At 74.2% G+C, this 23,260-nt stretch carries 23 protein-coding genes; 13 read left to right on the top strand and 10 right to left on the bottom strand.

Translation table 11 applies throughout. The features are described 5' to 3' along the window. The first annotated feature begins 319 nt into the window (after positions 1-319). Positions 320-1,699 carry a glycine betaine/L-proline transporter ProP gene (proP, locus tag AC07GB_RS18050; RefSeq protein ID WP_478846506.1) on the top strand — a complete coding sequence of 460 codons (1,380 nt, stop codon included), beginning with the start codon at positions 320-322 and terminating at the stop codon, positions 1,697-1,699. A gap of 162 nt (positions 1,700-1,861) precedes the next feature. After that, positions 1,862-2,533 carry an O-methyltransferase gene (locus tag AC07GB_RS18045; protein ID WP_478846431.1) on the top strand — a complete coding sequence of 224 codons (672 nt, stop codon included), beginning with the start codon at positions 1,862-1,864 and terminating at the stop codon, positions 2,531-2,533. Positions 2,534-2,553: 20 nt separating this feature from the next. Here AC07GB_RS18045 and AC07GB_RS18040 read toward each other — a convergent pair whose 3' ends face one another. Next, on the bottom strand, positions 2,554-2,946 hold the full coding sequence (locus AC07GB_RS18040; protein ID WP_478846429.1) for an FHA domain-containing protein: 393 nt from the start codon (positions 2,944-2,946) through the stop codon (positions 2,554-2,556). Positions 2,947-3,024: 78 nt separating this feature from the next. Here AC07GB_RS18040 and AC07GB_RS18035 point away from each other — a divergent pair, with 78 nt between their 5' ends. Beyond that, entirely contained in the window at positions 3,025-3,429 is a 405-nt protein-coding gene (locus AC07GB_RS18035; RefSeq protein WP_478846427.1) for a DnaJ family domain-containing protein, read from the top strand. A 71-nt stretch (positions 3,430-3,500) separates the two neighbouring features. Continuing rightward, on the top strand, positions 3,501-3,818 hold the full coding sequence (locus AC07GB_RS18030; protein ID WP_478846425.1) for an antibiotic biosynthesis monooxygenase family protein: 318 nt from the start codon (positions 3,501-3,503) through the stop codon (positions 3,816-3,818). Between the two features lie 126 nt (positions 3,819-3,944). On the opposite strand, the gene AC07GB_RS18025 is transcribed toward AC07GB_RS18030, so the two are convergent. The 6 genes from AC07GB_RS18025 to AC07GB_RS18000 all read right to left on the bottom strand — a co-directional run bounded on the left by AC07GB_RS18025 (position 3,945) and on the right by AC07GB_RS18000 (position 10,396). Beyond that, positions 3,945-4,352 carry an aggregation-promoting factor C-terminal-like domain-containing protein gene (locus AC07GB_RS18025; RefSeq protein WP_478846423.1) on the bottom strand — a complete coding sequence of 136 codons (408 nt, stop codon included), beginning with the start codon at positions 4,350-4,352 and terminating at the stop codon, positions 3,945-3,947. Positions 4,353-4,736: 384 nt separating this feature from the next. Next, positions 4,737-5,618 carry an ECF transporter S component gene (locus AC07GB_RS18020; RefSeq protein WP_478846421.1) on the bottom strand — a complete coding sequence of 294 codons (882 nt, stop codon included), beginning with the start codon at positions 5,616-5,618 and terminating at the stop codon, positions 4,737-4,739. Further along, positions 5,611-7,311, bottom strand: coding sequence for an ABC transporter ATP-binding protein (locus AC07GB_RS18015; RefSeq protein WP_478846504.1), 1,701 nt, complete (start codon positions 7,309-7,311; stop codon positions 5,611-5,613). The genes AC07GB_RS18020 and AC07GB_RS18015 overlap by 8 nt, the downstream gene beginning before the upstream one ends. Before the next feature lie 2 nt (positions 7,312-7,313). Beyond that, positions 7,314-8,492 (bottom strand): energy-coupling factor transporter transmembrane component T, encoded by a 1,179-nt coding sequence (locus AC07GB_RS18010; RefSeq protein ID WP_478846419.1) that lies wholly within the window; start codon positions 8,490-8,492, stop codon positions 7,314-7,316. A 15-nt stretch (positions 8,493-8,507) separates the two neighbouring features. Further along, complete coding sequence (locus tag AC07GB_RS18005; RefSeq protein WP_478846417.1) at positions 8,508-9,167, bottom strand: SCO2322 family protein; 660 nt, start codon at positions 9,165-9,167, stop codon at positions 8,508-8,510. Then, the gene (locus AC07GB_RS18000; protein ID WP_478846415.1) at positions 9,164-10,396 is read right to left on the bottom strand and encodes a prenyltransferase/squalene oxidase repeat-containing protein; all 1,233 of its coding nucleotides are present in this window, start codon (positions 10,394-10,396) and stop codon (positions 9,164-9,166) included. The genes AC07GB_RS18005 and AC07GB_RS18000 overlap by 4 nt, the downstream gene beginning before the upstream one ends. 412 nt (positions 10,397-10,808) lie before the next feature. Between AC07GB_RS18000 and AC07GB_RS17995 the strand changes: the two genes are divergently transcribed. Next, a complete protein-coding gene (locus AC07GB_RS17995) occupies positions 10,809-11,630 on the top strand; it encodes an SDR family oxidoreductase (protein ID WP_478846413.1) in 822 nt (273 codons plus the stop codon). 42 nt (positions 11,631-11,672) lie between these two features. On the opposite strand, the gene AC07GB_RS17990 is transcribed toward AC07GB_RS17995, so the two are convergent. Then, positions 11,673-12,725, bottom strand: coding sequence for an MBL fold metallo-hydrolase (locus AC07GB_RS17990; RefSeq protein ID WP_478846411.1), 1,053 nt, complete (start codon positions 12,723-12,725; stop codon positions 11,673-11,675). Positions 12,726-12,843: 118 nt separating this feature from the next. Here AC07GB_RS17990 and AC07GB_RS17985 point away from each other — a divergent pair, with 118 nt between their 5' ends. Continuing rightward, positions 12,844-14,316 carry an aldehyde dehydrogenase gene (locus AC07GB_RS17985; protein ID WP_478846409.1) on the top strand — a complete coding sequence of 491 codons (1,473 nt, stop codon included), beginning with the start codon at positions 12,844-12,846 and terminating at the stop codon, positions 14,314-14,316. After that, on the top strand, positions 14,316-14,549 hold the full coding sequence (locus tag AC07GB_RS17980) for a ferredoxin (protein ID WP_478846407.1): 234 nt from the start codon (positions 14,316-14,318) through the stop codon (positions 14,547-14,549). The genes AC07GB_RS17985 and AC07GB_RS17980 overlap by 1 nt, the downstream gene beginning before the upstream one ends. A gap of 258 nt (positions 14,550-14,807) precedes the next feature. Here the strand turns inward: AC07GB_RS17980 and AC07GB_RS17975 are convergent, their stop codons facing one another. Beyond that, a complete protein-coding gene (locus tag AC07GB_RS17975) occupies positions 14,808-15,428 on the bottom strand; it encodes a TetR family transcriptional regulator (RefSeq protein WP_478846405.1) in 621 nt (206 codons plus the stop codon). 326 nt (positions 15,429-15,754) lie between these two features. Between AC07GB_RS17975 and AC07GB_RS17970 the strand changes: the two genes are divergently transcribed. The 3 genes from AC07GB_RS17970 to AC07GB_RS17960 are packed head-to-tail and all read left to right on the top strand — an operon-like array spanning position 15,755 to position 19,001. Continuing rightward, positions 15,755-17,176 (top strand): glycosyltransferase family 4 protein, encoded by a 1,422-nt coding sequence (locus AC07GB_RS17970; protein ID WP_478846403.1) that lies wholly within the window; start codon positions 15,755-15,757, stop codon positions 17,174-17,176. After that, on the top strand, positions 17,170-17,934 hold the full coding sequence (locus AC07GB_RS17965) for a class I SAM-dependent methyltransferase (RefSeq protein WP_478846401.1): 765 nt from the start codon (positions 17,170-17,172) through the stop codon (positions 17,932-17,934). Before AC07GB_RS17970 ends, AC07GB_RS17965 begins: the two co-directional genes overlap by 7 nt. Then, positions 17,931-19,001, top strand: a complete 1,071-nt coding sequence (locus tag AC07GB_RS17960) for a prenyltransferase/squalene oxidase repeat-containing protein (RefSeq protein WP_478846399.1) — start codon at positions 17,931-17,933, stop codon at positions 18,999-19,001. Before AC07GB_RS17965 ends, AC07GB_RS17960 begins: the two co-directional genes overlap by 4 nt. A gap of 101 nt (positions 19,002-19,102) precedes the next feature. Here the strand turns inward: AC07GB_RS17960 and AC07GB_RS17955 are convergent, their stop codons facing one another. Further along, positions 19,103-19,405, bottom strand: coding sequence for a hypothetical protein (locus AC07GB_RS17955; RefSeq protein WP_478846397.1), 303 nt, complete (start codon positions 19,403-19,405; stop codon positions 19,103-19,105). A 290-nt stretch (positions 19,406-19,695) separates the two neighbouring features. Between AC07GB_RS17955 and AC07GB_RS17950 the strand changes: the two genes are divergently transcribed. The 3 genes from AC07GB_RS17950 to AC07GB_RS17940 are packed head-to-tail and all read left to right on the top strand — an operon-like array spanning position 19,696 to position 23,256. Further along, entirely contained in the window at positions 19,696-20,934 is a 1,239-nt protein-coding gene (locus AC07GB_RS17950) for a hypothetical protein (protein WP_478846395.1), read from the top strand. Next, complete coding sequence (locus AC07GB_RS17945) at positions 20,931-22,487, top strand: substrate-binding domain-containing protein (RefSeq protein WP_478846393.1); 1,557 nt, start codon at positions 20,931-20,933, stop codon at positions 22,485-22,487. The genes AC07GB_RS17950 and AC07GB_RS17945 overlap by 4 nt, the downstream gene beginning before the upstream one ends. Then, positions 22,474-23,256 carry a hypothetical protein gene (locus AC07GB_RS17940; RefSeq protein ID WP_478846392.1) on the top strand — a complete coding sequence of 261 codons (783 nt, stop codon included), beginning with the start codon at positions 22,474-22,476 and terminating at the stop codon, positions 23,254-23,256. Before AC07GB_RS17945 ends, AC07GB_RS17940 begins: the two co-directional genes overlap by 14 nt. The last annotated feature ends 4 nt before the right edge of the window (positions 23,257-23,260 follow it).

The following is a 23,260-nucleotide window of genomic DNA, read 5'->3' as shown; positions in this document are numbered from 1 at the left end:
AACCGGGCCGGCCTCCGGGACGCCCGGCCGGACGGGGCCCGCGCCGGGCACGGCGACCGACACCCCATCTTTCACAGGACTCTTCGCCCCCTGGGGTTCGGTTCCCGGCCCAGGACGCGACATAGATCACAAAGCCGCCATGTCCGCACTGGCCCATCTTGATCCGTTTGAGCTGCGTACACCTGCTTTTACAGCCCTATGACACGAGAAGGGCACTCTCCGTAATGATGGTGATTACACCTATGGTCGTCGACTTGTGCCCTTGTCGTCGATCGAAAGGCAGGCGAGCGAGCCCTTGCCGAACGCCAGCACCATCGCCCTGAGCAAGCAGGAGGCGCCGTCCCCCCAGGGACCCGGCGCCGCCCGTGCCCCCGAGCCGACCGTCACCGACCCCGCGCTGGTCAGGCGCGCGGTGAAGGCGGCCGCGCTCGGCAACGCGATGGAATGGTTCGACTTCGGCGTCTACAGCTACATCGCGGTCACCCTCGGCAAGGTCTTCTTCCCGTCCGGAAACCCGACCGCGCAGCTCCTCTCCACCTTCGGCGCCTTCGCCGCGGCCTTCCTGATCCGCCCCCTGGGCGGCATGGTCTTCGGCCCCCTCGGCGACCGCGTGGGCCGCCAGAAGGTGCTGGCCCTCACCATGATCATGATGGCGGCCGGCACCTTCGCGATCGGCCTGATCCCGTCGTACGCCACGATCGGCGTCTGGGCCCCGGTCCTGCTGCTGCTCGCCCGCCTCGTGCAGGGCTTCTCCACCGGCGGCGAGTACGCGGGCGCCTCCACCTTCATCGCCGAGTACGCCCCCGACAAGCGGCGCGGCTTCCTCGGCAGCTGGCTGGAGTTCGGCACCCTCGCGGGCTACATCGGCGGCGCGGGCCTGGTCACGCTGATGACCGCGCTCCTGTCGAGCGACGACCTGCTGTCCTGGGGCTGGCGCATCCCGTTCCTGATCGCGGGCCCGATGGGCCTCATCGGCCTCTACCTGCGCCTGCGCCTGGAGGAGACCCCGGCGTTCGCCGCCCAGCTGGAGCGGGCGCACGCCGACGAGCGCACCCGCGGCAAGGTGAGCCTGCGCGAGATGGTGACCGGCCAGTGGCGCACCCTGCTCCTGTGCGTGGGCCTCGTCCTGGTCTTCAACGTCACCGACTACATGCTCCTGTCGTACATGCCGACGTACCTCACCAGCGAGCTGAAGTACGACGAGACGCACGGGCTGCTCGTCGTCCTCGCGGTGATGGCCCTGATGATGTGCGCCCAGCCGTTCGTGGGCGCGCTCACCGACCGCGTCGGCCGCCGTCCCGTCATCGCGGCGGGCTGCGCCGGCTTCTTCCTGCTCTCCGTGCCCGCCCTGCTCCTGATCCGCGACGGCTCCCTGTGGGCCATCGGCCTCGGCATGGCGGCGCTCGGCCTGCTCCTGGTCTGCTTCACGGCCTCGATGCCGTCGGCACTGCCGGCCCTCTTCCCCACGAAGGTCCGCTACGGCTCGCTGTCCATCGGCTTCAACATCTCCGTGTCCGTCTTCGGCGGTACGACCCCGCTGGTGGTCACGGCCCTCATCGGCGCCACCGGGGACGTCATGATGCCCGCGTACTACATGATGGCCGCGGCCGTCGTGGGTGGCTTCGCCGTCTGGCGCATGACGGAGTCCGCGGGCCGCCCCCTGCCGGGTTCCCCGCCCGCGGTGGAGCCCGGGGCCTGACCCGGCCCTCCCGGCCCTCCTGCCGCTAACGCGGCGGCCTCTCGCGGACGGGGGCGCCAACGGGCCGGAGGGCGGAGCCCCGGGTTTCGGGGAGGGGCCGGACGGGGGAGCCCACCGGCAGGGCGCACCGCCCCCACGCCACCCCGCACCGAGGAGCCCGTTGTGACGGCCCACCCCGCATGGACCACCGTGGACACCTACTTCACGGACCTCCTCGTCCCCGAGGACGAGGCCCTCACCCACGCCCGCCGCGCCGCCGAGGCCGCGGGGCTGCCCTCGATCAGCGTCACCCCCACCCAGGGCAAACTCCTCCACCTCCTGGCCCGGCTCGTCCCGGCCGGGCGGATCCTGGAGATCGGCACCCTCGCCGCCTACAGCACCATCTGGCTGGCCCGGGCCCTGCCCGACGACGGCCACCTGGTCACCCTGGAGTCCGAACCGGCCCACGCCGCCGTGGCCCGCGCCAACCTCGCCCACGCGGGCCTGGACAAGCTCACCGAGCTGCGCACGGGCCCCGCCCTCGACTCCCTGGCCGCGCTGCACGCCGAGGGCGCCGCCCCCTTCGACCTGGTCTTCATCGACGCGGACAAGGCCAACAACGCCCGCTACCTGGAGTGGTCCCTGAAGCTGGCCCGGCCGGGCGGCCTGATCGTCCTGGACAACGTGGTGCGGGGCGGCGGGGTTGCCGACCCCGCGTCCGACGACCCGTCGATCCGCGGCACCCGCGAGGCCCTTGAGCTGATGGCGAGCCACCCCGGGCTCGACGGCACGGCGGTGCAGACGGTGGGCGCGAAGGGCTACGACGGCTTCGCGCTCGCCCGCGTACGGGCCTGATCCAGGGTCCTGCCGGGGGCTCAGCCCTCGTGGTAGAAGCCCACGTTCACGCTCCGCGGCCCCGAGCGGTCCTGCACGACGATCTCCCCCGAGCCGCCCCGGGGCAGCGGCGCCGCCCCTCCGTAGGCGAGCGGCGTCGCCGCCCCGTGGGCGATGAGGCGGACCTCGGACGCCGGGTTCGGCTGGGAGCCGCGCAGCCAGGTGACCGTCCAGGTGCCGTCCGGGCCGCAGCGGAACTCCAGGTGCGTACGGGAGACGAACAGCCAGTCCTGCGGCGGCACCAGGCCGCACACGCCGCCGTCGCGGCCGACCAGAAGGACCGTGCCCGGCTCGCTGGGAGCCTCCGCCATCGTCATGCCCGCGGTCGCGCCCGCGTCCGCACCCGACACCGTGGCCATCGTCAGCTCCAGCATCCCCGCACCCCCATGGTTTCGGACACTCGCGCGCATCCTAGCCTCGCCGCCGCCGATTGCCTTTGGGACGATGGACCCATGACGGAACGGAAACCGCCTGGTGTGAGTTTCGAGTCCTGGGTCGACCGGCAGATCCGCGAGGCGGAGGAGCGCGGGGACTTCGCCGCGCTGCCCGGCAGGGGCCGGCCCCTGCCCGCCGACGCGACCGCCGCGTACGACGAACTGTGGTGGATCAAGCGGAAGTTGGCCCGCGAGGGCGTGTCCGTCCTGTCGCCCACGCTCGCGCTGCGCAAGGAGGCGGAGGACGTCCTCGCGGCCGCCGTCGACGCCCCGTCCGAGCGTGTGGCGCGGCGCCTGGTGACGGAGCTGAACGACAAGATCCGCGAGGCGCTGCGCACGCCTCCGCCGGGCCCGCCCCTCGGTCTGCGCCCGTACGACGTGGACGAGGTGGCGCGCGAGTGGCGCGAACGGCGCGCCACCTGACCCCGGCGCCCGGTCCGGGCGGGACCGGGGCCTCACGCCGCCCCGACGCGGCCGTAGGCGAGGATGACCCCATGAGCATCGTGAAGATCAACGTCCTGAACGTGCCCGCCGAGCAGCGCGAGGTCCTGGAGAAGCGCTTCGCGTCCCGCGCGGGCACCGTGGAGAACTCGGACGGGTTCGAGTGGTTCGAGCTGCTCCGCCCGGTCGACGGCACGGACAACTACCTGGTGTACACGCGCTGGCGTGACGAGGCGGCCTTCCAGGCGTGGATGGAGGGCCCGATGAAGGCGGCCCACCAGGGCGGCGGCGACCGCCCCAAGCCCGCGGCGACGGGCAACGAGGTCTGGTCCTTCGAGGTGGTCCAGCAGGCGGCCCCCAAGCAGGCCTAGCGAGGCCGCCCGGTGCGCCCCCCCGGGAGCCGGGAGCGGACCGCCCCGACTGCCGCGGATGCGAAAAGGCGGCCACCCCCGTCGAGGGGGTGACCGCCTGCGCTGGTCGAGGCCCGGGGGCCAGGCTCAGTACCAGCCGTTGGCCTGCCAGTGGCTCCACGCACCGCACGGGCTGCCGTAGCGGTCCTTCATGTAGGAGTGGCCCCACTTGATCTGGGTCTCGGCGTTGGTCTTCCAGTCGGAGCCCGCCGAGGCCATCTTCGAACCGGGCAGGGCCTGGACCAGGCCGTACGCGCCGGAGGAGGAGTTCGTGGCGGTGACGTTCCAGCCGCTCTCGTGGGAGACGATCTTGTCGAAGCACTGGAACTGGCCGGCGTCGCCGATCACCCGCTGCGCCACGGCCTTGGCCGAGTCGGACGCCGGAGCGGCCTGAGCGGGGGCCGCGGCGAAGACCATGCCGGTGGCGGCGGCTGCGAGGGCACCGCCGACGATGGCCTTCTTGGGCGTGATGCGGCGGAGGAGCGTGACGGACACAGAGGACCTTCCGGTCGGGAACAGGACGGTCGCGGGGCGCTTGCCGCACCGGCTCGTAAAGAGCGGGGGCAATGCGTCGGCGCCGAGGCCTTGAGCGGTTTCCCGGAAGGGCCCGGGGGGCTCGTGGACGGCCGGTCGGCGCCGTGCGACTCATCCAGAGAAGCAGGGCTGTTACGCCGCCGCAATGACCCCTCTTACTAGTGGCACTCGCACCGAGGACGAAGGGCCCCGCTGTGATCTGGCTCTCAATCCGCAGGTCAGAGCGTAAATTGGCGTGTACTTGACAGCGCTGCGCGGCTACGGGGCCCCGTAGTAGAGGACCAAAGTCCTGTGGGGCGCCTCACCGCACACCCCCCTGTTTCCTCACAGAACGCGCAACGCCGGTCACGGCTTCGGGGCCTCGAATGTGACCGGCGCCTCGAACGCGGCCCGCCGCGTGGCCCGGCGCAGCGCCTTCAGGACGGCCGGGCCGAGCGCGAGGCTCAGGACGACGGTGAGCGCCGCCCGCGGCAGGTCCCAGCCCAGGGACGTGGCCAGGCAGTACGCGAGGAATCGGGCCAGGTTGTCGCCGACCGCGTCACCGGGGACGTAGGAGACGCCGGTGGCGAGGCCGGAGATGTAGGGCCAGCCCTGGAGGTTCATCACGGCCCCGTACAGGACGGAGGCGACCGCCCCGTACGCGCCGAGCAGCCACAGCTCGCCGCGCCCCCGCAGGCTGTCGGCGCCCGGCAGGAGCCCCGCGCCCATGCACACCCACCCCATGGACAGCATCTGGAACGGCATCCAGGGGCCCACCCCGCCGGTGAGCAGCGCCGACGCGAACATCGACACGGCGCCGAGCACGAACCCGAAGCCGGGCCCGAGCACGCGCCCGCTCAGCACCATCAGGAAGAACATCGGCTCGATCCCGGCCGTGCCCGCGCCGAGCGGCCGCAGCGCGGCCCCGGCCGCGGCGAGCACCCCCAGCATCGCGATGGCCTTCGCGTCCAGGCCGACGTCCGAGATGGTCGCCACGACCACGCCCACGAGCAGCGGGAGCAGGGCCGCGAACAGCCACGGCGCGTCTTGCGCGTGTGCGCTGAGGTCTGAGTCCGGCCCGGCGAGCAGGGGCCAGGCGAAGGCCGCCACGCCGGTGGCGCTCACCAGGGCCAGGGCCGCCACCGAGCGTGGCCCGAGCCGGATGGGGCGCGCCTGGGCGTTCTGTTCTCTGCGGGCCGTCGGGGGCTGGGCGCGCAGTTCCCCGCGCCCCTTTGGGGCGCTATCCATCGGTCGCCTCCAAGGCGTGTCGTACCTGTGAAACCGTGAGCCACCGCTGTGGTGCCAGGACCTTCGTGACCTGCGGGGCGAAGGCCGGGGACGACACGACCACCTCGGCGGTGGGGCCGTCGGCGACGATCTCGCCCTCGGCGAGGATCACCACCCGGTGCGCAAGCTCGGCCGCCAGCTCCACGTCGTGCGTGGCGAGGACGATGGCGTGGCCCTCGGCGGCGAGGCCGCGCAGGATCGTGACCAGGCGGGCCTTGGCCGCGTAGTCCAGTCCCCGGGTCGGCTCGTCGAGGAGCAGCAGGGGCGGGCGGGCCGTCAGGACGATCGCCAGGGCGAGGGCCAGGCGCTGGCCCTCCGACAGGTCCCGCGGGTGCGTGTCGTCGGCGATGCCCGGCAGCAGCTCCGCCACCAGAGCGCGGCAGCGGCCCGCGGGCGCCCCCGCGTCGCGGTCGGCCGCCGCGCACTCGGCCGCGACGGTGTCCGCGTACAGCAGGTCGCGCGGCTCCTGCGGGACGAGGCCGACGCGGCGGACCAGCTCGCGGGGGGCCGTGCGGTGCGGGGGCACGCCGCCCACGCGGACCGTTCCGGCCGTCGGCGGCAGCAGGCCCACCAGGGTGGACAGGAGGGTGGACTTGCCCGCGCCGTTGCGGCCCATCAGCGCGAGGGTCTCGCCGGGCGCCACGCTCAGGTCGACGCGCCGCAGCGCCTCCACGCGTCCCCGGCGTACCGCGAGCCCTTCGACCCGCGCGCCGGTCGCGGCCACGCCGCCCGCGGGCTCCTGAGGCCCCTTCCGCCCGAGCCGCCACCACCGCCCGGCGGGGGAAGCGTGCCGCTCCTCGGGGGCGGCGGGCGCCGCGCCCCGCTGCGGCGGAGTGACGCCGTCGAGCCGCTCGCGAAGCCCACCCGCCTTGCGGCGCGCGTCCCGCACGGTCAGCGGCAGCGGTGCGAGCCCGGCGAGCCGGCCCAGGGCCACGACCGGCGGGTACACCGGCGAAATCGCCATCAGCTCGGCCGGGTCGCCCAGGACGGGGGCCGCGCCGGGCGAGGGCAGGAGCAGTACCTGGTCGGCGTACTGGACGACCCGCTCCAGGCGGTGCTCGGCCATCAGGACCGTGGTGCCCAGGTCGTGGACCAGGCGCTGGAGGACGGCCAGGACCTCCTCGGCGGCGGCCGGGTCGAGCGCGGACGTCGGCTCGTCCAGGACCAGGACCCGGGGGTGCGGGGTGAGGACGGAGCCGATGGCGACGCGCTGCTGCTGGCCGCCGGACAGGGTGGAGATGGGCCGGCCCCGCAGCTCGGCGAGGCCGAGCAGGTCCAGGGTCTCCTCGACGCGGCGGCGCATCACGTCGGGGGCGAGACCGAGCGACTCCATGCCGTACGCCAGCTCGTCCTCCACCGTGTCGGTCACGAAGTGGGCGAGCGGGTCCTGGCCCACCGTGCCGACCACGTCGGCCAGCTCGCGCGGCTTGTGGGTGCGGGTGTCGCGGCCCGCCACGGTCACGCGCCCGCGCAGCGTGCCGCCCGTGAAGTGCGGCACGAGGCCGCTCACGGTGCCGAGCAGCGTGGACTTGCCGACCCCGGACGGGCCGACCACCAGGACCAGCTCGCCCTCGGGGACGGCCAGGTCCACGTGCTCGACGGTGGGCCCGGGCACGCCCTCGTACCGTACGGACACGTCCTCGAACCGGATCATGGTCATGGGCTCTGCTCCTTGGCGGCGGCGGCTCGGGACGGGCGGGGAGCGGGGGCCTGCGCGGGCGGCGGCACCGGCGCGACGAACGCCGGGAGCAGGCCGAGCAGGATCGCGGCGGCGGGCCACAGCGGCAGCTCCGGCGCGACCAGCGGGACGACTCCGGGTTGCAGGTCACTGACTCCCGCCGAGCCGGCGGCGATCATCACGCCCGCGACGGCGGCGCCGGACCCCGCCACGAGCCAGGCGCGTACGCCCCACACGTCGGGCCGGTAGCGGGTGCGCACCGCGCGCCGCCCGCCGAGCCACAGACCGCCGAGCGCGGCGGCGAGCCCGGCGCCGAGCACCGGCAGGCCGTACGTCCCGCCGTCCGCGGTGAGCAGCCCGTACGTCCCCGCGCACACGCCCATGAGGCCGCCGAGCGTCAAGGCCGCCGTGGTCCTGCGCACCCGCGCGGGCACGGCGGCGGTGCGCCCGAAGCCGCGCGCGTCCATCGCGGCGGCAAGCGCCACGGACCGTTCGAGGGCGCCTTCCAGGACGGGCAGGCCGACCTGGAGGAGGCCGCGCACCCCGCGGTCCGCCCGGCCGCGCAGGCGGCGCGCGGCGCGCAGCCGCTGGACGTCGGAGATCAGGTTCGGCGCGAACGTCATCGCCACGACCACGGCGACACCCGCCTCGTACAGGGCGCCCGGCAGGGACTTCAGCAGCCGGGCCGGGCTCGCCAGGGCGTTCGCGGCGCCGACGCAGATCAGCAGGCCCGCGAGGCGCACCCCGTCGTACAGCGCGAACACCACGCCCTCCGCGGTGACCCGGCCGCCGATCCGCACCCCCTGCGCCCAGTCGGGGAGCGGCACCTCCGGCAGCGTCACGATGAGGTGGGTGCCCGGGATCGGCGAGCCGAGGAACACCGCGAAGACCAGGCGGATGCCGATGACGAGCAGGGCGATCTTCACGAACGCCCCGTACGCGCGCGCCCACGGGGCGGAGGTGCGCCGGGCCGCGACGACGTACCCCGCGACCCCGACGAGCAGCCCGATGAGCAGCGGGTTGGTGGTGCGGGACGCGGCCGTGGCGAGCCCGAGCGCCCACAGCCACCAGGCGCCCGGGTGCAGGGCGTTGGAGCGGTTCGCCTCGGGGGCGAGGCGGCGGCGCGGGGCGGGCCGCGCGGCGCGTGGGCTGGTCATCGTGTCGGCCCCGGTTCAGGCGCGCCGGCGGCGGGCCTGCCAGAGGGCGGCGCCGCCGAGCACGACCACGGCGGCGGCCCCGGCGAGCAGGCCGACGGACGGGCCGCCGTCGCCGTCGCCTTCAGCGGAGCCGTCGCGGTCGCCCTTGTCGCCGGAGACCTGCTCGCCGCAGCCCGCCTTCGGGTAGCCGGAGATGGCGCACAGCAGCGCGTTGTTGTCGTAGCGCAGGGGCTTGGCGACGGCGGCGAGCGCGTCGGCGCTCGTCCCGCCGTCGTCGATGCGGGCGCACGCGGTACGCGGCTTCGGCGGCGTCCGCCCGCCCGGCGCGTCGGCGGCCGTGCCGAAGTCGATGACGACCGCGATCCGCTTCTTGCCCGCGGCGGCCTCGGTGTCCGCGCAGATCGCGTCGAAGTCGGCGGTGCCGCGCGGCTTCTTCGCGCTCTTGGCGTCGGCGGCCACGGCGAAGCGGAACCCGTCCACGTCCCCGTCGTCCGGCCGCGCGATCGAGGGCCCCTGGGTGGCGTACACCCACGCGCCGCCCTCGCCGCGCTGCCAGAACGACCAGTAGCGGTAGTCGGCGGCGTGCGCGGGGGCCGCCGCGCACAGCGCGAGCAGGGCGGTGAAGAGCGCGGCCACCGCGCGGCGGTGGCCGCGCCCGCGACGGCGGTGCGTCACGGCTGGTTCTTCTTGCGGCCGCTCAGCAGGAAGCCGATGCCCGCGCCCGCGGCCAGGCCGACGCCGACGATCCACCAGACGCTCATGCCGCTGCCGTCGTCGTCGTTCTTGTCCTTCTCCTCGTCGGCCGCCTGCGCCCGCGGGGCCGGGCCCGTCGCGTTGAGCTGCTCGACCAGGTCGGCGCCGCCGAAGTCGCGCGGGTCCAGGCCCGCGGCGTGCGCGGCGAAGACGAGCTGGGCGTAGGCGGCGGGGCCGCTCTGCTTCGCCCAGGCCGCGGAGTGGCCCGCGAGCCACTCGGCGGACTTCTTCGCCTGCTCGCCCTGGCCCGCCGCGGCGAGCGCGACGACCGCGTCGGCGGTGTTGCCGACGTCCGGCTTGTCCGTGGAGCCGGGCAGGGACGAGGTGAGGTGGCCGGACTTGCCGAGGGCGTCGATGAGGTAGCCGGTGCCGTTGGCCGCGGCCTGCTCCGCCGAGTCGGCCTTGGCGCACTTCGGCGCGGCGGCGTGCTTCTCCGGCTTCTCGGGCGCGGTCACGACCAGGCCCTTGCCGAGGCCGCCGAGGACACCGGCCGCCGTGGCGTCGGCGTTCGGCGCGAGCTTGCCGGACTTGGCGTCGGCGAGGCCGAAGGCGCCGCCGTCCTTGCCGCAGTCCATGGCGAGCTTCGTCAGGGCGTCGTACGGCGACTTGCCCTTCTGGGACTTCGCGGCCGCGGGCTTCTCCCCGGCGGCGGCGAGCGCGCCGATCGCGATGCCGGTGGAGTTGGCGTCGCTCGGCAGGCCCGGGCTGTAGCCCCAGCCGCCGTCCTGGTTCTGCACGGACTTCAGCCAGGCGACGCCCTTGGTGACGGCTGTGTCGACGGCCTTCTCGCCGCCGAGCGCGGCCAGGGCCTGCACGGCCGCGGCCGTCGAGTTGCTGTCGACCTGCACCTTGGAGTCGCAGGGCACGTCCGCGTCGGCGCGGTAGGCCGCGAAGCCGCCGCTGCCGCACTGCTGGCCGGTCAGCCAGTCCACGGCCTTCGCCGCGGGCGTGACCCCGGTCGCGTCCTGCGCGAGCAGGGCGTACGACTGCCGGAACACGCCGTCGAACTTCGGGTCCGACGTGCCGTACAGACCCGAGGGGAGCGCGCTGGAGGGCGAGGGCGCGGCCTCGTCGGCGAGTGCGGCCGGGGCCGCGGCCGTGCCGAGGGCGGCGACGGCGGCCAGGGCAGCTGCGCTGCGGCGAACGTTCATGATGCGGCGGGTGCCTCTCCCTGCGGGGAGCCGGGCGGCACGGCACGACAGGGGCACCGGGCGGCTCCGGCTCCGTGTGCCTCGACGGTGCCGGCCATCGGTACGGTCCCGATGACGCGAGCCGGTCACGCCGCACGAGGTGCTCCGGCTCGCCGCGGGCGGTGGTGCCACGGGCGGGTGATGCCACGGCGGCCACTGCCGGGCCGGGCGGGGCCGGGGCCCCGGGAAGGTCCGGCGCCGGATTCCCACCGGCTTCCCCTCGTACGTACGTGATGACGACCCGCACACTCTACCGGCCCGTACGCCGCCCCTCCCGGCCAGGCGCGGCGGGTGATCGCGCTCTGGTGCGGCCCGGGCGGCGGGCGTAGCGTGGCGGGAGCCCCAGGGCGCGGCAGTTGAGGGGAGCAGGACCGTGCAGGACCCGAGCCGTACGCAGCCGGACCGCGGCGCCGACCAGACCGCCCGTACCTATCTGATCACCGGGGCCGCCTCGGGCATCGGCAGGGCCACCGCACGCCACCTGGGCGCGCGCGGCCACCGGGTCATCGGCGCGGACCTCAAGGGCACCGACATCAGCGCCGACCTCTCCACCGCGGAGGGCCGCGCCCTGCTCGCCGATGCGGCGGCCGACCTCGGCGGCGGCCGTCTCGACGCCGTCATCGCCTGTGCCGGGGTCGCCGCGTACGACCCGGTGACGGTGCGGGTGAACGCCTTCGGCGCGATCGCCACGCTCACCGGCCTGCGCCCGCTGCTCGCCGCGGGCCGCCATCCGCGCGCGGCGGCCGTGGCGTCCGTGGCCGCCCTGCACCCCGCCGACCCGGCGATCGTCGACGCGGTGCTGGCCGGTGACGAGGCCGCGGCCGTCGCCGCCGCGCGGGAGGCGATCGAGAGGGGCGAGCCGCAGCGGGTGTACACCTCCACCAAGCACGCCCTGGTGCGCTGGGTGCGCCGCGCCGCCGTGAGCGACGCGTGGGCGGGCGCGGGCATCCCGTTGAACGCGATCGGGCCGGGCATCATCCGCACCCCGATGAGCCGCCCGATGATCGAGGACCCGGAGATCCGCGCGATCGCCGACGCCGCCGTCCCCATGCCGCTGAACGGCTACGGCGAGCCCGAGCAGGTCGCCCCGCTGCTCGACTTCCTCACCTCGCCCGAGAACACGCACGTCACCGGCCAGGTGGTGTTCATCGACGGCGGCGCGGACGCGGTGCTGCGGGGCGAGGAGGTCTGGTGACGCGCCAGGCGCGGCCACTGGGGCCTGGCACCCCCGGGGGCCTCACACCGCCACGTACGTCACCGGGTCGCTGCCCGGCACCGCCTGTGCCCGCCCCAGCTTCACGAGCCTGCGCACGTGCGCCTCGGCCTCGGACACGGCGATGGTGCGGGATCCGAAGGGGATGTCGGCCCAGGGCCTGTTCCACTCCATGCGCTCGGCGAGCTGCCAGGGCGTGCGCTCGTCGGTGAGCAGCGCGAGCAGGCCCGCGAGCCGCTCCTCGTGGTGGACGAGCAACTCCCGTACCCGGGCGTGCGCGTGGGCGAAGGCGTGCTGGTGCGCGGGCAGGACCTCCGCGACACCGAGCTGCCCGACCCGCTCCAGGGAGGCCAGGTAGTCGCCGATGGGGTCGGTGACCGTCCGGTCGTCCGGGTCCTCGTACAGACCGATGTGCGGGGTGATGCCCGGCAGCAGGTGGTCGCCGCTGAACAGGCGGCCCCGGCCCGGCAGTCGGGCCGGGTGCTCCTCCTCCAGGTGCAGGCAGACGTGGCCGGGGGTGTGGCCCGGGGTCCAGATCGCGCGCAGGCGGCGGCCGGGCAGGTCGAGCAGCTCGCCGGGCGGGATCGGCCGGTCGGGCAGGGCGGGCAGGCGCGCGGCGATCCCGGGCACGCGCCCCGCGTCGCGGGCGGCGGTCAGCGGCGCCACGTGCGCGGCGGGCGCGCCCGCGGCGCTCAGCTTGTCCGCGAGATACCCGAACCACCGCCGCATCGGGAACTCCCGGGTGCGCCGCACCACCTGCGCGTCGGCCTCGTGCATCGCGAGCCACGCCCCGGATGCGGCCCGCACCCGGGCGGAGAGGCCGTGGTGGTCCGGGTGGTGGTGGGTGAGCAGCACCCCGTGCACGTCGGCGACCTCGGTCCCGCACGCGGCGAGCCCGGCGACGAGCGTGTCCCACGACGCCGGGTCGTCCCAGCCGGTGTCGACGAGGACGGGGCCGCGGTCGGTGTCGAGCACGTACACCAGCGTGTGGCCGAGGGGGTTGTCCGGGATCGGCACGGCGACGCTCCACAGGCCCCCGCCGTGGTCGGTCGCGCCCGTGCTCGTCACCTGGGTCATCCGCCGCCCCCGTCCCTGCCGCCGGAGCTGTCGGCCGCACGGCCGTTGCCCACTATAACTAGAACTGATATCAGTTCTGAAACAGCGTCAGGAAGCGTCCCGCAGGAGGCGGTCGGCCATGACGGAGTTCGTGGAGTACGGACAGCACTTCATCGGCGGGGAGTTGACGGATCCACTCGGCAAGGACGTCATCGAGGTCGTCTCGCCGCACACCGGCGAGGTCTTCGGGCGGGTGCCGCACGCCGCGCCCGCCGACGTCGACCGGGCCGTCGCCCTCGCCCGCGAGGCCTTCGACGAGGGGCCGTGGCCGCGCCTTGCCCTCGACGAGCGGATCGAGGTCGTCACGAAGATCAAGAACGGTCTGGCCGCGCGGCACGAGGAGCTTGCGCGGGTCATCAGCTCCGAGAACGGCACCCCGATCACCTCGTCCGTCCTGGTGCAGGCCCTGGCCGCGATGATGGTCTGGGACGCGGCGATCACCACCGCGCGGACCTTCACGTACGAGGAGGCGCGCGACGGGGTGCTCGGCCGGATCCTGGTGCGGCGCGAGCCCATGGGTGTGGTGGCGGCCGTCGTGCCGTGGAACGTCCCGCAGTTCACCGCCGCGGCCAAGCTCGCGCCCGCGCTGCTCGCCGGGTGCCCGGTGATCCTCAAGACCTCGCCCGAGACGCCGCTCGACGCGTACGTCCTCGCCGGGATCGCCGTGGAGGCGGGCCTGCCACCGGGCGTGCTCTCCGTCGTCTGCGCCGACCGGGAGGTCAGCGAGTACCTCGTCGGGCATCCGGGCGTCGACAAGGTGTCCTTCACCGGATCCGTCGCCGCGGGCAAGCGCGTCATGGAGGTCTGCTCCCGCCATCTCACCCGGGTCACCCTGGAGTTGGGCGGCAAGTCGGCCGCCGTCATCCTGCCGGACGCCGACGCGGCGAGCGCCGTGGCCGGCATCGTGCCCTTCGCCTGGATGGTCAACGGCCAGGCGTGCGTGGCGCAGACCCGCATCCTCGTGCCGCGCTCCCGCGGCGGGGAGTTCGCCGAGGCCTTCGCGGCCGCCGCGGCGGCGCTGAAGGTCGGCGACCCGATGGACCCGGCGACCGAACTCGGGCCGCTGGTCGCCGAGCGGCAGCAGCGCCGCTCGCTCGACTACATCCGCATCGGCCAGGAGGAGGGCGCCAAGATCCTCGCGGGCGGCGGGCGCCCGGCCGGGTTCGACCGCGGCTGGTACGTCGAGCCGACGCTGCTCGGCGGCGTCGACAACTCCATGCGGGTCGCCCGCGAGGAGATCTTCGGGCCGGTCATCTGCCTCATCGAGTACGACGACGAGGAAGAGGCCGTGCGGATCGCCAACGACTCCGAGTACGGCCTCAGCGGCACCGTGTGGACCGCCGACGTCGAGCGCGGCCTGGACGTCGCCCGCCGGGTGCGCACCGGGACGTACTCCGTGAACACCTTCAGCCTCGACATGCTCGGCCCCTTCGGCGGCTACAAGAACTCCGGCATCGGCCGCGAGTTCGGGCCCGAGGGGTACGGCGAGTACTTCGAGCACAAGATGATCCACCTGCCCCCAGGTCACGCGCCCGGGGAGGCCGGGGCCTGATGGGCGACCGCTGGCACGTCGAGGTCGACCGGTCGGTGTGCATCGGCTCCGGGACGTGCGTGCACCACGCGCCGGACGGCTTCGCCCTGGACTCCGCCCGCCAGGCGCACCCCAGGCGGGCCGAGACGGACGCGGCCGAACAACTCCTCACGGCCGCCGAGGGCTGCCCGGTCGAGGCCATCACGATCACCCTGCTCGGCAGTGGGGAGGTGGTGTTCCCGCCGGGGGAGTAGGCCGGCGCAGGGCTGTGGGCGGCGCCCGTGGGGGCGCGGGGAACTGCGCGATCAGCGACGACGGATCCGCAGACGACGCACGGCCGTCGTGGCCTTCACGATCACCCTGCTCGGCAGTGGGGAGGTGGTGTTCCCGCCGGGGGAGTAGACCGGCGCAGGGCTGTGGGCGGCGCCCGTGGGGGCGCGGGGAACTGCGCGATCAGCGACGACGGATCCGCAGACGACGGACGGCCCCGTCGCGGCCATTCCAGCGGAGCGTCACGCCGCGGTCAGGTCGATCAGGCGGCACACCATCTCGATGTCGATCTTCACCTGGGCGATCGAGGCCCGGCCCGAGAGCCAGGTGATCAGGGCCGAGTGCCAGGTGTGCTCGATCACCCGCACCGCGGAGAGCTGCGCGGGCGTCGGCTGCCCGGCCAGGCCCATGGCGTCCAGGACGATCGCCGTGGTGAGCCGCGAGACCGTGTCCACCTCGGGGCTCACGGAGCGGTCGGCGAAGGTCAGGGCGCGCACCATGGCGTCCGCGAGGTGCGGCTCGCGCTGGAGCGCCCGGAAGGCCCGCATCAGCGTCTCCGCGACCCGCTCGGCGGGCGTCTCGCCCGCGGGCGGCCGCTTGCGGAGCGTGGTGTGCATGTGCTGGAGCTGGTCCTGCATCGTCGCGACGAGCAGGTGCACCTTCGAGGGGAAGTAGCGGTAGAGCGTGCCGAGCGCGACCCCGGCGGCCTCCGCGACCTCGCGCATCTGGACCGCGTCGAAGCCGCCGCGGCTGGCCAGTTGGGCGCTGGCGTGCAGGATGCGGCGGCGGCGCGCCTCCTGGCGCTCGGTGAGCGGCGCCGACGCGGTCACCCGCGCCCCGGCCGTCTTCGCGTCAGCTGTCATCGTCCCGTCGCCCCGTCAGTCCTGTCAGCCGTCCCTGGGGTCCCGGGGGTCCCGAGCCCATCCCACTCGTCCGCAAAGATCCCACAGTTCCGCCCCGCGGTCCCGTCCGGTGAGCCGCCGGGACCGCGACCGCGAAGCGACCGTACAGCAGGGCGGCGGCCGTGGCGCGAATCACCTGATCCGGGCCTTCCGGCGTGGCTACCTGCCGGTAGATTCAACCGCGTCCGGCGATCAAGGGCGGTCGCGAGGGGAACAACTCTGAAACTTGTTCTACATTACCGTCCCGGCGTAGTCTCCCGGATACTGAAGGAAGAAGGGGGCCGACAGTGACCGCTGAGGCCAGAGAGACGGGCCCCCCGCCGGGCTCCGCGACGGACGGCGGCCGCGCGCTGCGCATCGCTCTCCTGACCTACAAGGGGAACCCGTTCTGCGGCGGCCAGGGCGTCTACGTCCGCCACCTCTCGCGCGAGCTGGCCCGGCTCGGCCACACCGTCGAAGTCATCGGCGCCCAGCCCTACCCGGTGCTCGACGAGGGCGAGGGCCTCGACGGGCTCAGCCTGACCGAGCTGCCGAGCCTGGACCTCTACCGTCAGCCGGACCCTTTCCGCACCCCGGGGCGCGACGAGTACCGCGACTGGATCGACGCGCTCGAAGTGGCCACGATGTGGACCGGCGGCTTCCCGGAGCCGGTCACCTTCAGTCTGCGCGCCCGGCGCCATCTGCGCGCCCGGCGCGGCGCGTTCGACGTCATCCACGACAACCAGACGCTCGGCTACGGCCTGCTCGGCGACCTCGGCGCCCCGCTGGTGACGACCATCCACCACCCCATCACCGTCGACCGGCAGCTGGAGCTGGACGCGGCCGCCGACTGGAAGCGCCGCGCGTCCGTGCGCCGCTGGTACGCGTTCACGCGGATGCAGAAGCGCGTCGCGCGCCGGCTGCCCTCGATCGTCACGGTGTCCGGCACCTCGCGCCAGGAGATCGTCGACCACCTCGGCGTCCGTCCCGACCGCATCGGCGTCGTGCACATCGGCGCCGACACCGACCTCTTCTCGCCCGACCCGGCCGTGCCGGAGGTGCCCGGCAGGATCGTGACGACGTCCAGCGCGGACGTCCCGCTCAAGGGCCTGATCCACCTCGTCGAGGCCCTCGCGAAGGCCCGTACGGAGCACCCCGAGGCGCATCTCGTCGTCGTCGGCAAGCGCCCCGAGGAGGGCCCGGTCGCCGCCGCCGTCGAGCGGTACGGCCTCGAAGGGTCGATCGAGTTCGTCAAGGGCATCACGGACGCGGAACTCGTCGACCTGGTGCGCTCGGCGCAGATCGCCTGCGTGCCCTCCCTGTACGAGGGCTTCTCGCTGCCCGCCGCCGAGGCGATGGCCACCGGCACGCCGCTGCTCGCCACGACCGGCGGGGCCATCCCGGAGGTCGCGGGGGCCGACGGCGAGACCTGCCTCGCGGTGCCGCCCGGCGACCCGGGTGCCCTTGCCGCGGGCCTCGGGCGCCTCCTGGGCGACGCGGAGCTGCGGGCGCGCCTCGGCGCGGCCGGGCGTGCCCGCGTCCTCGACAGGTTCACCTGGGCGCGGGCCGCGCAGGGCACGGTGGAGCGCTACCGCGCAGCCATGGCGGGCTCCCCGACCCCCTCCTTGCGGGCGGTCCCGGTGCGTCCTGCGGCCCCGCGGGGCACTGCCCCCGCCGCCGCCCTCTCCGAAGTTGCTGGCCCCCACCACGAAAGCAGGACTCCGTGCTGACCGTCGACTTCACCCGCTTCCCGCTCGCGCCGGGGGATCGCGTCCTCGACCTCGGGTGCGGGGCCGGACGGCACGCCTTCGAGTGCTACCGGCGCGGCGCCCAGGTGGTGGCGCTCGACCAAAACGGCGAGGAGATCCGCGAGGTCGCGAAGTGGTTCGCGGCCATGAAGGAGGCGGGCGAGGCCCCGGCGGGCGCCACCGCGACCGCGATGGAGGGCGACGCGCTCAACCTGCCCTTCCCGGACGAGTCGTTCGACGTCGTGATCATCTCCGAGGTGATGGAGCACATCCCCGACGACAAGGGCGTCCTCGCGGAGATGGTCCGGGTCCTCAAGCCCGGCGGCCGCATCGCGGTGACCGTCCCGCGCTACGGCCCGGAGAAGGTCTGCTGGGCGCTCAGCGACGCGTACCACGAGGTCGAGGGCGGCCACATCCGCATCTACAAGGCGGACGAACTCCTCGCGAGGATGCGGGAGTCGGGCCTCAAGCCCTACGGCACCCACCACGCGCACGGGCTGCACTCCCCGTACTGGTGGCTCAAGTGCGCCTTCGGCGTCGACAACGACAAGGCGCTGCCGGTGCGCGCGTACCACAAGCTCCTGGTCTGGGACATCATGAAGAAGCCCCTTGCGACGAAGCTCGCCGAGCAGGCCCTGAACCCGCTGATCGGCAAGAGCTTCGTGGCGTACGCGACCAAGCCGCACCTGCCGCGCGCCGCCGCGGCCACCGCTCCCGCCGACGCGAAGGCCGGGGCGTGACGAGTCCCGAGCGCACCGAACACCTGGTCCTGCCCGGCGTTCTGACGGCACATCAGGCAGCGGACACGGTCCGGGGCATCCTCGCCGCGCAGCGTCCGGACGGCGCCATACCGTGGTTCCGCGGCCACCACCTGGACCCGTGGGACCACACCGAGGCGGCCATGGCCCTGGACGCGGCCGGCGAGCACGCGGCCGCCGCCCGCGCCTACGACTGGCTCGCCCGGCACCAGAACGCGGACGGCTCCTGGTACGCGGCGTACGCCGACGGAGACCCGGACGACGTCACGGACCGCGGCCGCGAGACCAACTTCTGCGCGTACGTTTCCGTCGGCGTCTGGCACCACTACCTGACCACCGGCGACGAGGTGTTCCTCGACCGCATGTGGCCGGTGGTCGTGGCCGCCGTCGAGTTCGTCCTGGCGCTCCAGCAGCCGGGCGGCCAGATCGGCTGGAAGCGCGAGCCGGACGGCACCCCGGTCACCGACGCGCTCCTGACCGGCTCCTCCTCCATCCACCAGGCGCTGCGCTGCGCCCTCGCCATCGCCGAGACGCGCGAGGACCCGCAGCCCGACTGGGAGCTGGCGGCGGGCGCCCTGGCCCACGCGATCCGCAGGCACCCCGAGCGGTTCCTCGACAAGGACCGCTACTCGATGGACTGGTACTACCCCGTCCTCGGCGGCGCGCTCACCGGGGCCGAGGCCAAGGCCCGCATCGAGGAGGGCTGGGACCGCTTCGTCGTGCCCGGCCTCGGCGTGCGCTGCGTGGTGCCCAACCCCTGGGTCACCGGCGGCGAGAGCGCGGAGCTGGCCCTCGCCCTGTGGGCGCTCGGCGAGTCCGACCGCGCCGTGGACGTCCTCAGGTCCATCCAGCACCTGCGTGACGACGAGACGGGCCTGTACTGGACGGGCTACGTGTACGACGACGCGGCCGTCTGGCCCGTCGAGCAGACCACCTGGACGGCGGGCTCCCTGCTGCTCGCGGTGGCGGCGCTCGGCGGCGACGAGGCGACCTGCCGGGTGTTCTCGGGCACGGACCTGCCGGCGGGGCTCGACCCGGACTGCTGCTGAGCGCTCCGCTGGAGTTCTGCCGTGCCCTGCCGCCGGTCGTCTGCGGAGCCGTTGTGGCTGGGCGCGCGGTTCCCCGCGCCCCTTGGGGGGGCTCCCCGGCGTCAGTGTCGGCGGAGCCGCCCCGCCACGAGGTGGCCGACCACGAGGTAGACGACGGCGGCCAGACCGTAGCCCGCCACGACCCGCGCCCACCGCTCGTCGAAGGTGAACAGGTCGTGCGACCAGCTCGCGAGCCACCGGGCGACGTCGCGCACGACCTGCACCAGGTCGTTGCCGCGGTTGGCCTCGAGGAGGTCCATCAGGATCCACAGGGCGATGATGACCGCCGCGACGTCCGCGAGGACGACGATGACCGTCGCGGCCTCGGCGCCGCCTCGGCTGCTTTTGGTGAATCGGGGGGACATGAGGGGCGGGTACCGGCCCCGCGCCCGTTGAAACCAAGGGCTGAGCCTCTTCGGCCCCCCGGGCCCGTCGGAGACGCTCCGCGGGCCGCGGACGAGCACCGAGCCGCACCGGCGAATATCCAGCCCGTCCGGCGTTTGAGGACGAGCGCGCAGCGCGACAAGGTGTGGTGGGCCGCGCTACCTGATGGGGCGTCATTCACTTTAGGTTCAGACGGAGTTGGCGCCTCCAGGGCACCTCGTTCGCGGCGGAGGCGCATGCTCCTGCCCCCCGCCCGAGGCAGGAGAGCGCGGTGCCCGAGAGAGCCGATACGTCCAGCAGAGAAGAGCCCCGCCTGGCCACCCGCCGCCCGGCGGCCCGGCGGCGGCGCCGTTTCCCCCGGCATGTGATCGCCGCGATGCCCCTGGCCCTCGCGGGCCTCCTCGCGCTGCTCGTCTCGGGCAACGCCCTGCGCCCCTTCGAGCGCATCACGACGATCGACGGCAAGATGGCGTCGAAGTCGGACTACTTCAAGGACCCCGAGGTCCAGCGCCTGCTCCTGAAGCACGGCATCCGCGTGGACATCCACCGCCTGGGCTCGCGCGGCATCGCCACGCAGTCGCTCGGGGGCATGGACGTCGTCTTCCCCTCGGGCCAGCCCGCCGCCCGGCTGATCATGCGGGAGCAGCGGCGCTCGGTGCGCACGGCCCGCCCGTTCGTGACGCCGCTGGCGCTCGGCACGTTCCGCGAGTACGCCCAGACGCTTGTGGCCGAGGGCGTGGCCCGCCCGCAGCGGGCGCGGGGCGGCGACACGCTGTACTACGACCTCGACATGGCGGGGTTCCTGCGGCTCATCGAGCGCGACAAGACCTGGAACGGCATCGGCTACCGCGACCACTCCACCCACAGCAACAGCGGCCGCGTCCTCGTGCGCACCTCCAGCGTCTGCGAGTCCAACGCCGCCGGCACGTACTTGAGCATCCTCGCCTTCGTGAAGAACGGGAACCGGCCGCCGGGCACCGGGCGGGGGCGCGGCGGCGACCCCGTCCTCGACGTGGCCGCCAAGGTCAAGCCGCTGATCAACCTCCAGGGCATGGCCGCGGACGAGCAGGCCGACAGCTACTTCTCCGACGAGGGCGAGTCCATCGCGCCGGTGTCCCTGATCTACGAGCACCAGTTCCTCGCCCACCAAGTGGGATTCCAGAAGCGCCACCGGCGGGCCGACACCCGCCGCGTCCTGCTCTACCCCTCGCCGCAGGCCCTCACCGAGCCACAGCTCATCTCCCTCAACGGCCGGGGCGACCGGCTCACCGCCCTGCTGGAGTCCGACGCGAAGCTGCGCCGGCGGGCCATCGAGCTGGGCTTCCGGGTGCGGTTCTCCGGCGAGGACAGCACCAGCGAGCAGCTGAACGCCTACTTGCGCGAGCACGGCGTTCAGGTGCCGACCCCCAACCCCGACCGGACGAAGGCCGACGCGCCCGACCTGGACGCCCTGGAGCGGATCATCAACCACGTCGGCAACTGCCCGCCGGCCGATGGCGGCACCTCATGAGGCGGCGTGCCGTCGCCGTCTGCCTGGCCCTGCTCGCCACCGCCCTCACCGCCTGCACCAAGGGGGACGACAGCACGACCCTGAGGGTGCTCGCCAGCCCGGAACTCGCGGACGTGGAGCCGCTGTTGGGAGAGCTGAAGGACGACACGGGGGTCGACCTCGACATCGACTTCACGGCCACGGCCGACCTCTCCGGGCCGCTCGGCTCCTACGACCTGGCCTGGCCCGCCTCCGACCGCTCGTACCTGCTGCGGCTGCGCGAGCGCGGGCGGCCCGCCGCGCCACCGGAGTCCACCGCCATCATGCGCTCGCCGGTCGTCGTCGGCCTCACCCACGCCACCGCCCAGCGCGTCCGCGCGTCCGCGCGGGGCTCCCGGATCACCTGGGCCGACGTCGCGGACGCCGCCGCCGACGGCAGCGTGCGCTTCGGCATGGCCGACCCGCGGCGCAGCGACACCGGGCGCGCGGCGCTCGTCGGCGTGGCCACCGCCGCCGCCGGCACCGGCGGGGTGCTGCGCGAGCGGGACGTGTCCTGCGACCGGCTGCGCGGCTTCCGCTCCGGGCAGACGCTCACCGCCGCCAGCTCCCGCGCGCTGATCGACGCCTACGTACGCAGCCCCGGCCGGACCAACGCGCTCATCGCGCACGAGGCGGAACTCCTCTCCCTGAACGCGGCGGGCACCCTGGACCACCCCCTGGAGATCGTGCACCCGGCGGACGGCATGGTCCTGTCGGACTTCCCGCTGATGCTCCTCGACGCCGATGAGCACAAGGCGTACCGCAAGGTCGTCGACTGGCTGCGGCGCGACGACGTACAGAAGAAACTGGTGGAGCGCACCTGGCGGCGGCCCGTCGGCGCGGACGTGCCCCGGCCGCGGCAGCTGCGGTCCGCCATCGGCAACGCGCTCTCGTACCCCGACCAGCTCTCCGTCGTCCGGCGCCTGATGGACGACTACGGCGACCCGGCCCGCCGCACCGGCGACCACGTGGTGTTCCTGCTCGACTTCTCCACGTCGATGCGCGGCGGGCGGATGGCGGACCTGCGCGCGGCGTTCGCCGGGCTGAGCGGCGCGGACCCGACGGCGGCGGGCAAGTTCGCCCGCTTCTACCGGGGCGAGCGGCTGACCGTGGTCCGGTTCGCGGGCCGCATCCTTGAGGAACGTACGGTGACGGTGCGCGGCGACGGCGATCTGCGCGCCCTGAACTCCTTCGTGGCGGGCGGCCGCTTCGGCGACGCCACGGCCGTGTGGTCGGCCCTCGACCGCGGCTACGACCGGGCCGGGGCCACCGTCGGCGACGACCCGGGCCGCCGCGTCTCGATCGTCCTGATGACCGACGGCGAGAGCAACTCGGGCCTGTCGTACGGCCAGTTCGCCCGCCGTCACTCGCAGCGGGGCCCCGCCGTGCGGTCGGTGCCCACCTTCCCCGTCCACTTAGGAGAGGCCGACGCGAAGGCGCTGCGGCGCGCCGCGGCCAAGACCGGGGGGCGCGTCGTGGACGCCGGATCCTCCTCCCTCTCCCAGGCGTTCAAGGAGATCCGTGGGTGTCGTTGACAGCGCGTGGTGGGACCTGTGGTGGCCGTGGATGGCCGTCTGGCTCCTGACGGCGGTGTGCGTGGGCGTGCTCGTACGTCACGCCCTGGTGCGCCTGGGCTGGCTCAGGCGCGGCAGGCGGCGCGCCGCGCGAGGCCGCAGAAGCTTCCACGGCATGTGCTTCTACCTGCACGAACAGCGGGTGATGGACCTCTACCAGACCGGAGGCTTCTCGGCCGCCCTTGAGCAGGAGGTGGCCGACCGCACGAACGTGACGGGGGGCTTCAGCCTGTGGGCGAGGTTCCGCGGCGCGGGCGGCACGGCGGGCCGTGACGTCACCAAGGAGCGGTTCACCTCCTACGTCCAGCAGAACACCCCCATCACGGTCATAGGGCTGCTCATGGACACGATGCGCAGGGAGGACGCCGTCGTCCACGCCGACCTCACCACGGGCCTGCTCGTCCCCAACCGCGCCCTCGCCGACACCCTGCGCGACAGCGACGACGACCGCGTCGCGCTCAGCGCGGTGATGTCCGAGTTCGTCTCGGTCACCGGCCGCTTCACCGCGCGCGGCCTCCCCGGCGGCGACGTGGTCCTGCGCGCCCGTTACGGCGACGCCCGCCCGGCCGCCCACGTCAAGATCACCTGCGCCGAGGACGGCATCCGCGAGGAGTTCCACGAGGAGGACTACTTCAGCGGCGAGTTCCAGGCCCGCTGCCTCGGCAAGGTCCGCACCTGGAACCGCGACGCGGGCGAGCTGACCCTGGATCCGGTGGCGATCTTCCGCTGAACCG

The organism is Streptomyces sp. NPDC045778 (genome assembly GCF_056431945.1).
This window is presented reverse-complemented; position numbering and strand designations above follow the sequence as displayed.

Bases quoted from the DNA above. Each gene is read 5' to 3' on its own strand.
- AC07GB_RS18040 (WP_478846429.1), bottom strand. From the start codon at position 2,946: ATGCTGGAGCTGACGATGGCCACGGTGTCGGGTGCGGACGCGGGCGCG.
- AC07GB_RS18035 (WP_478846427.1), top strand. From the start codon at position 3,025: ATGACGGAACGGAAACCGCCTGGTGTGAGTTTCGAGTCCTGGGTCGAC.
- AC07GB_RS18030 (WP_478846425.1), top strand. From the start codon at position 3,501: ATGAGCATCGTGAAGATCAACGTCCTGAACGTGCCCGCCGAGCAGCGC.
- AC07GB_RS18020 (WP_478846421.1), bottom strand. From the start codon at position 5,618: ATGGATAGCGCCCCAAAGGGGCGCGGGGAACTGCGCGCCCAGCCCCCG.
- AC07GB_RS18015 (WP_478846504.1), bottom strand. From the start codon at position 7,311: ATGATCCGGTTCGAGGACGTGTCCGTACGGTACGAGGGCGTGCCCGGG.
- AC07GB_RS18010 (WP_478846419.1), bottom strand. From the start codon at position 8,492: ATGACCAGCCCACGCGCCGCGCGGCCCGCCCCGCGCCGCCGCCTCGCC.
- AC07GB_RS18000 (WP_478846415.1), bottom strand. From the start codon at position 10,396: ATGAACGTTCGCCGCAGCGCAGCTGCCCTGGCCGCCGTCGCCGCCCTC.
- AC07GB_RS17990 (WP_478846411.1), bottom strand. From the start codon at position 12,725: ATGACCCAGGTGACGAGCACGGGCGCGACCGACCACGGCGGGGGCCTG.
- AC07GB_RS17985 (WP_478846409.1), top strand. From the start codon at position 12,844: ATGACGGAGTTCGTGGAGTACGGACAGCACTTCATCGGCGGGGAGTTG.
- AC07GB_RS17980 (WP_478846407.1), top strand. From the start codon at position 14,316: ATGGGCGACCGCTGGCACGTCGAGGTCGACCGGTCGGTGTGCATCGGC.
- AC07GB_RS17975 (WP_478846405.1), bottom strand. From the start codon at position 15,428: ATGACAGCTGACGCGAAGACGGCCGGGGCGCGGGTGACCGCGTCGGCG.
- AC07GB_RS17955 (WP_478846397.1), bottom strand. From the start codon at position 19,405: ATGTCCCCCCGATTCACCAAAAGCAGCCGAGGCGGCGCCGAGGCCGCG.
- AC07GB_RS17945 (WP_478846393.1), top strand. From the start codon at position 20,931: ATGAGGCGGCGTGCCGTCGCCGTCTGCCTGGCCCTGCTCGCCACCGCC.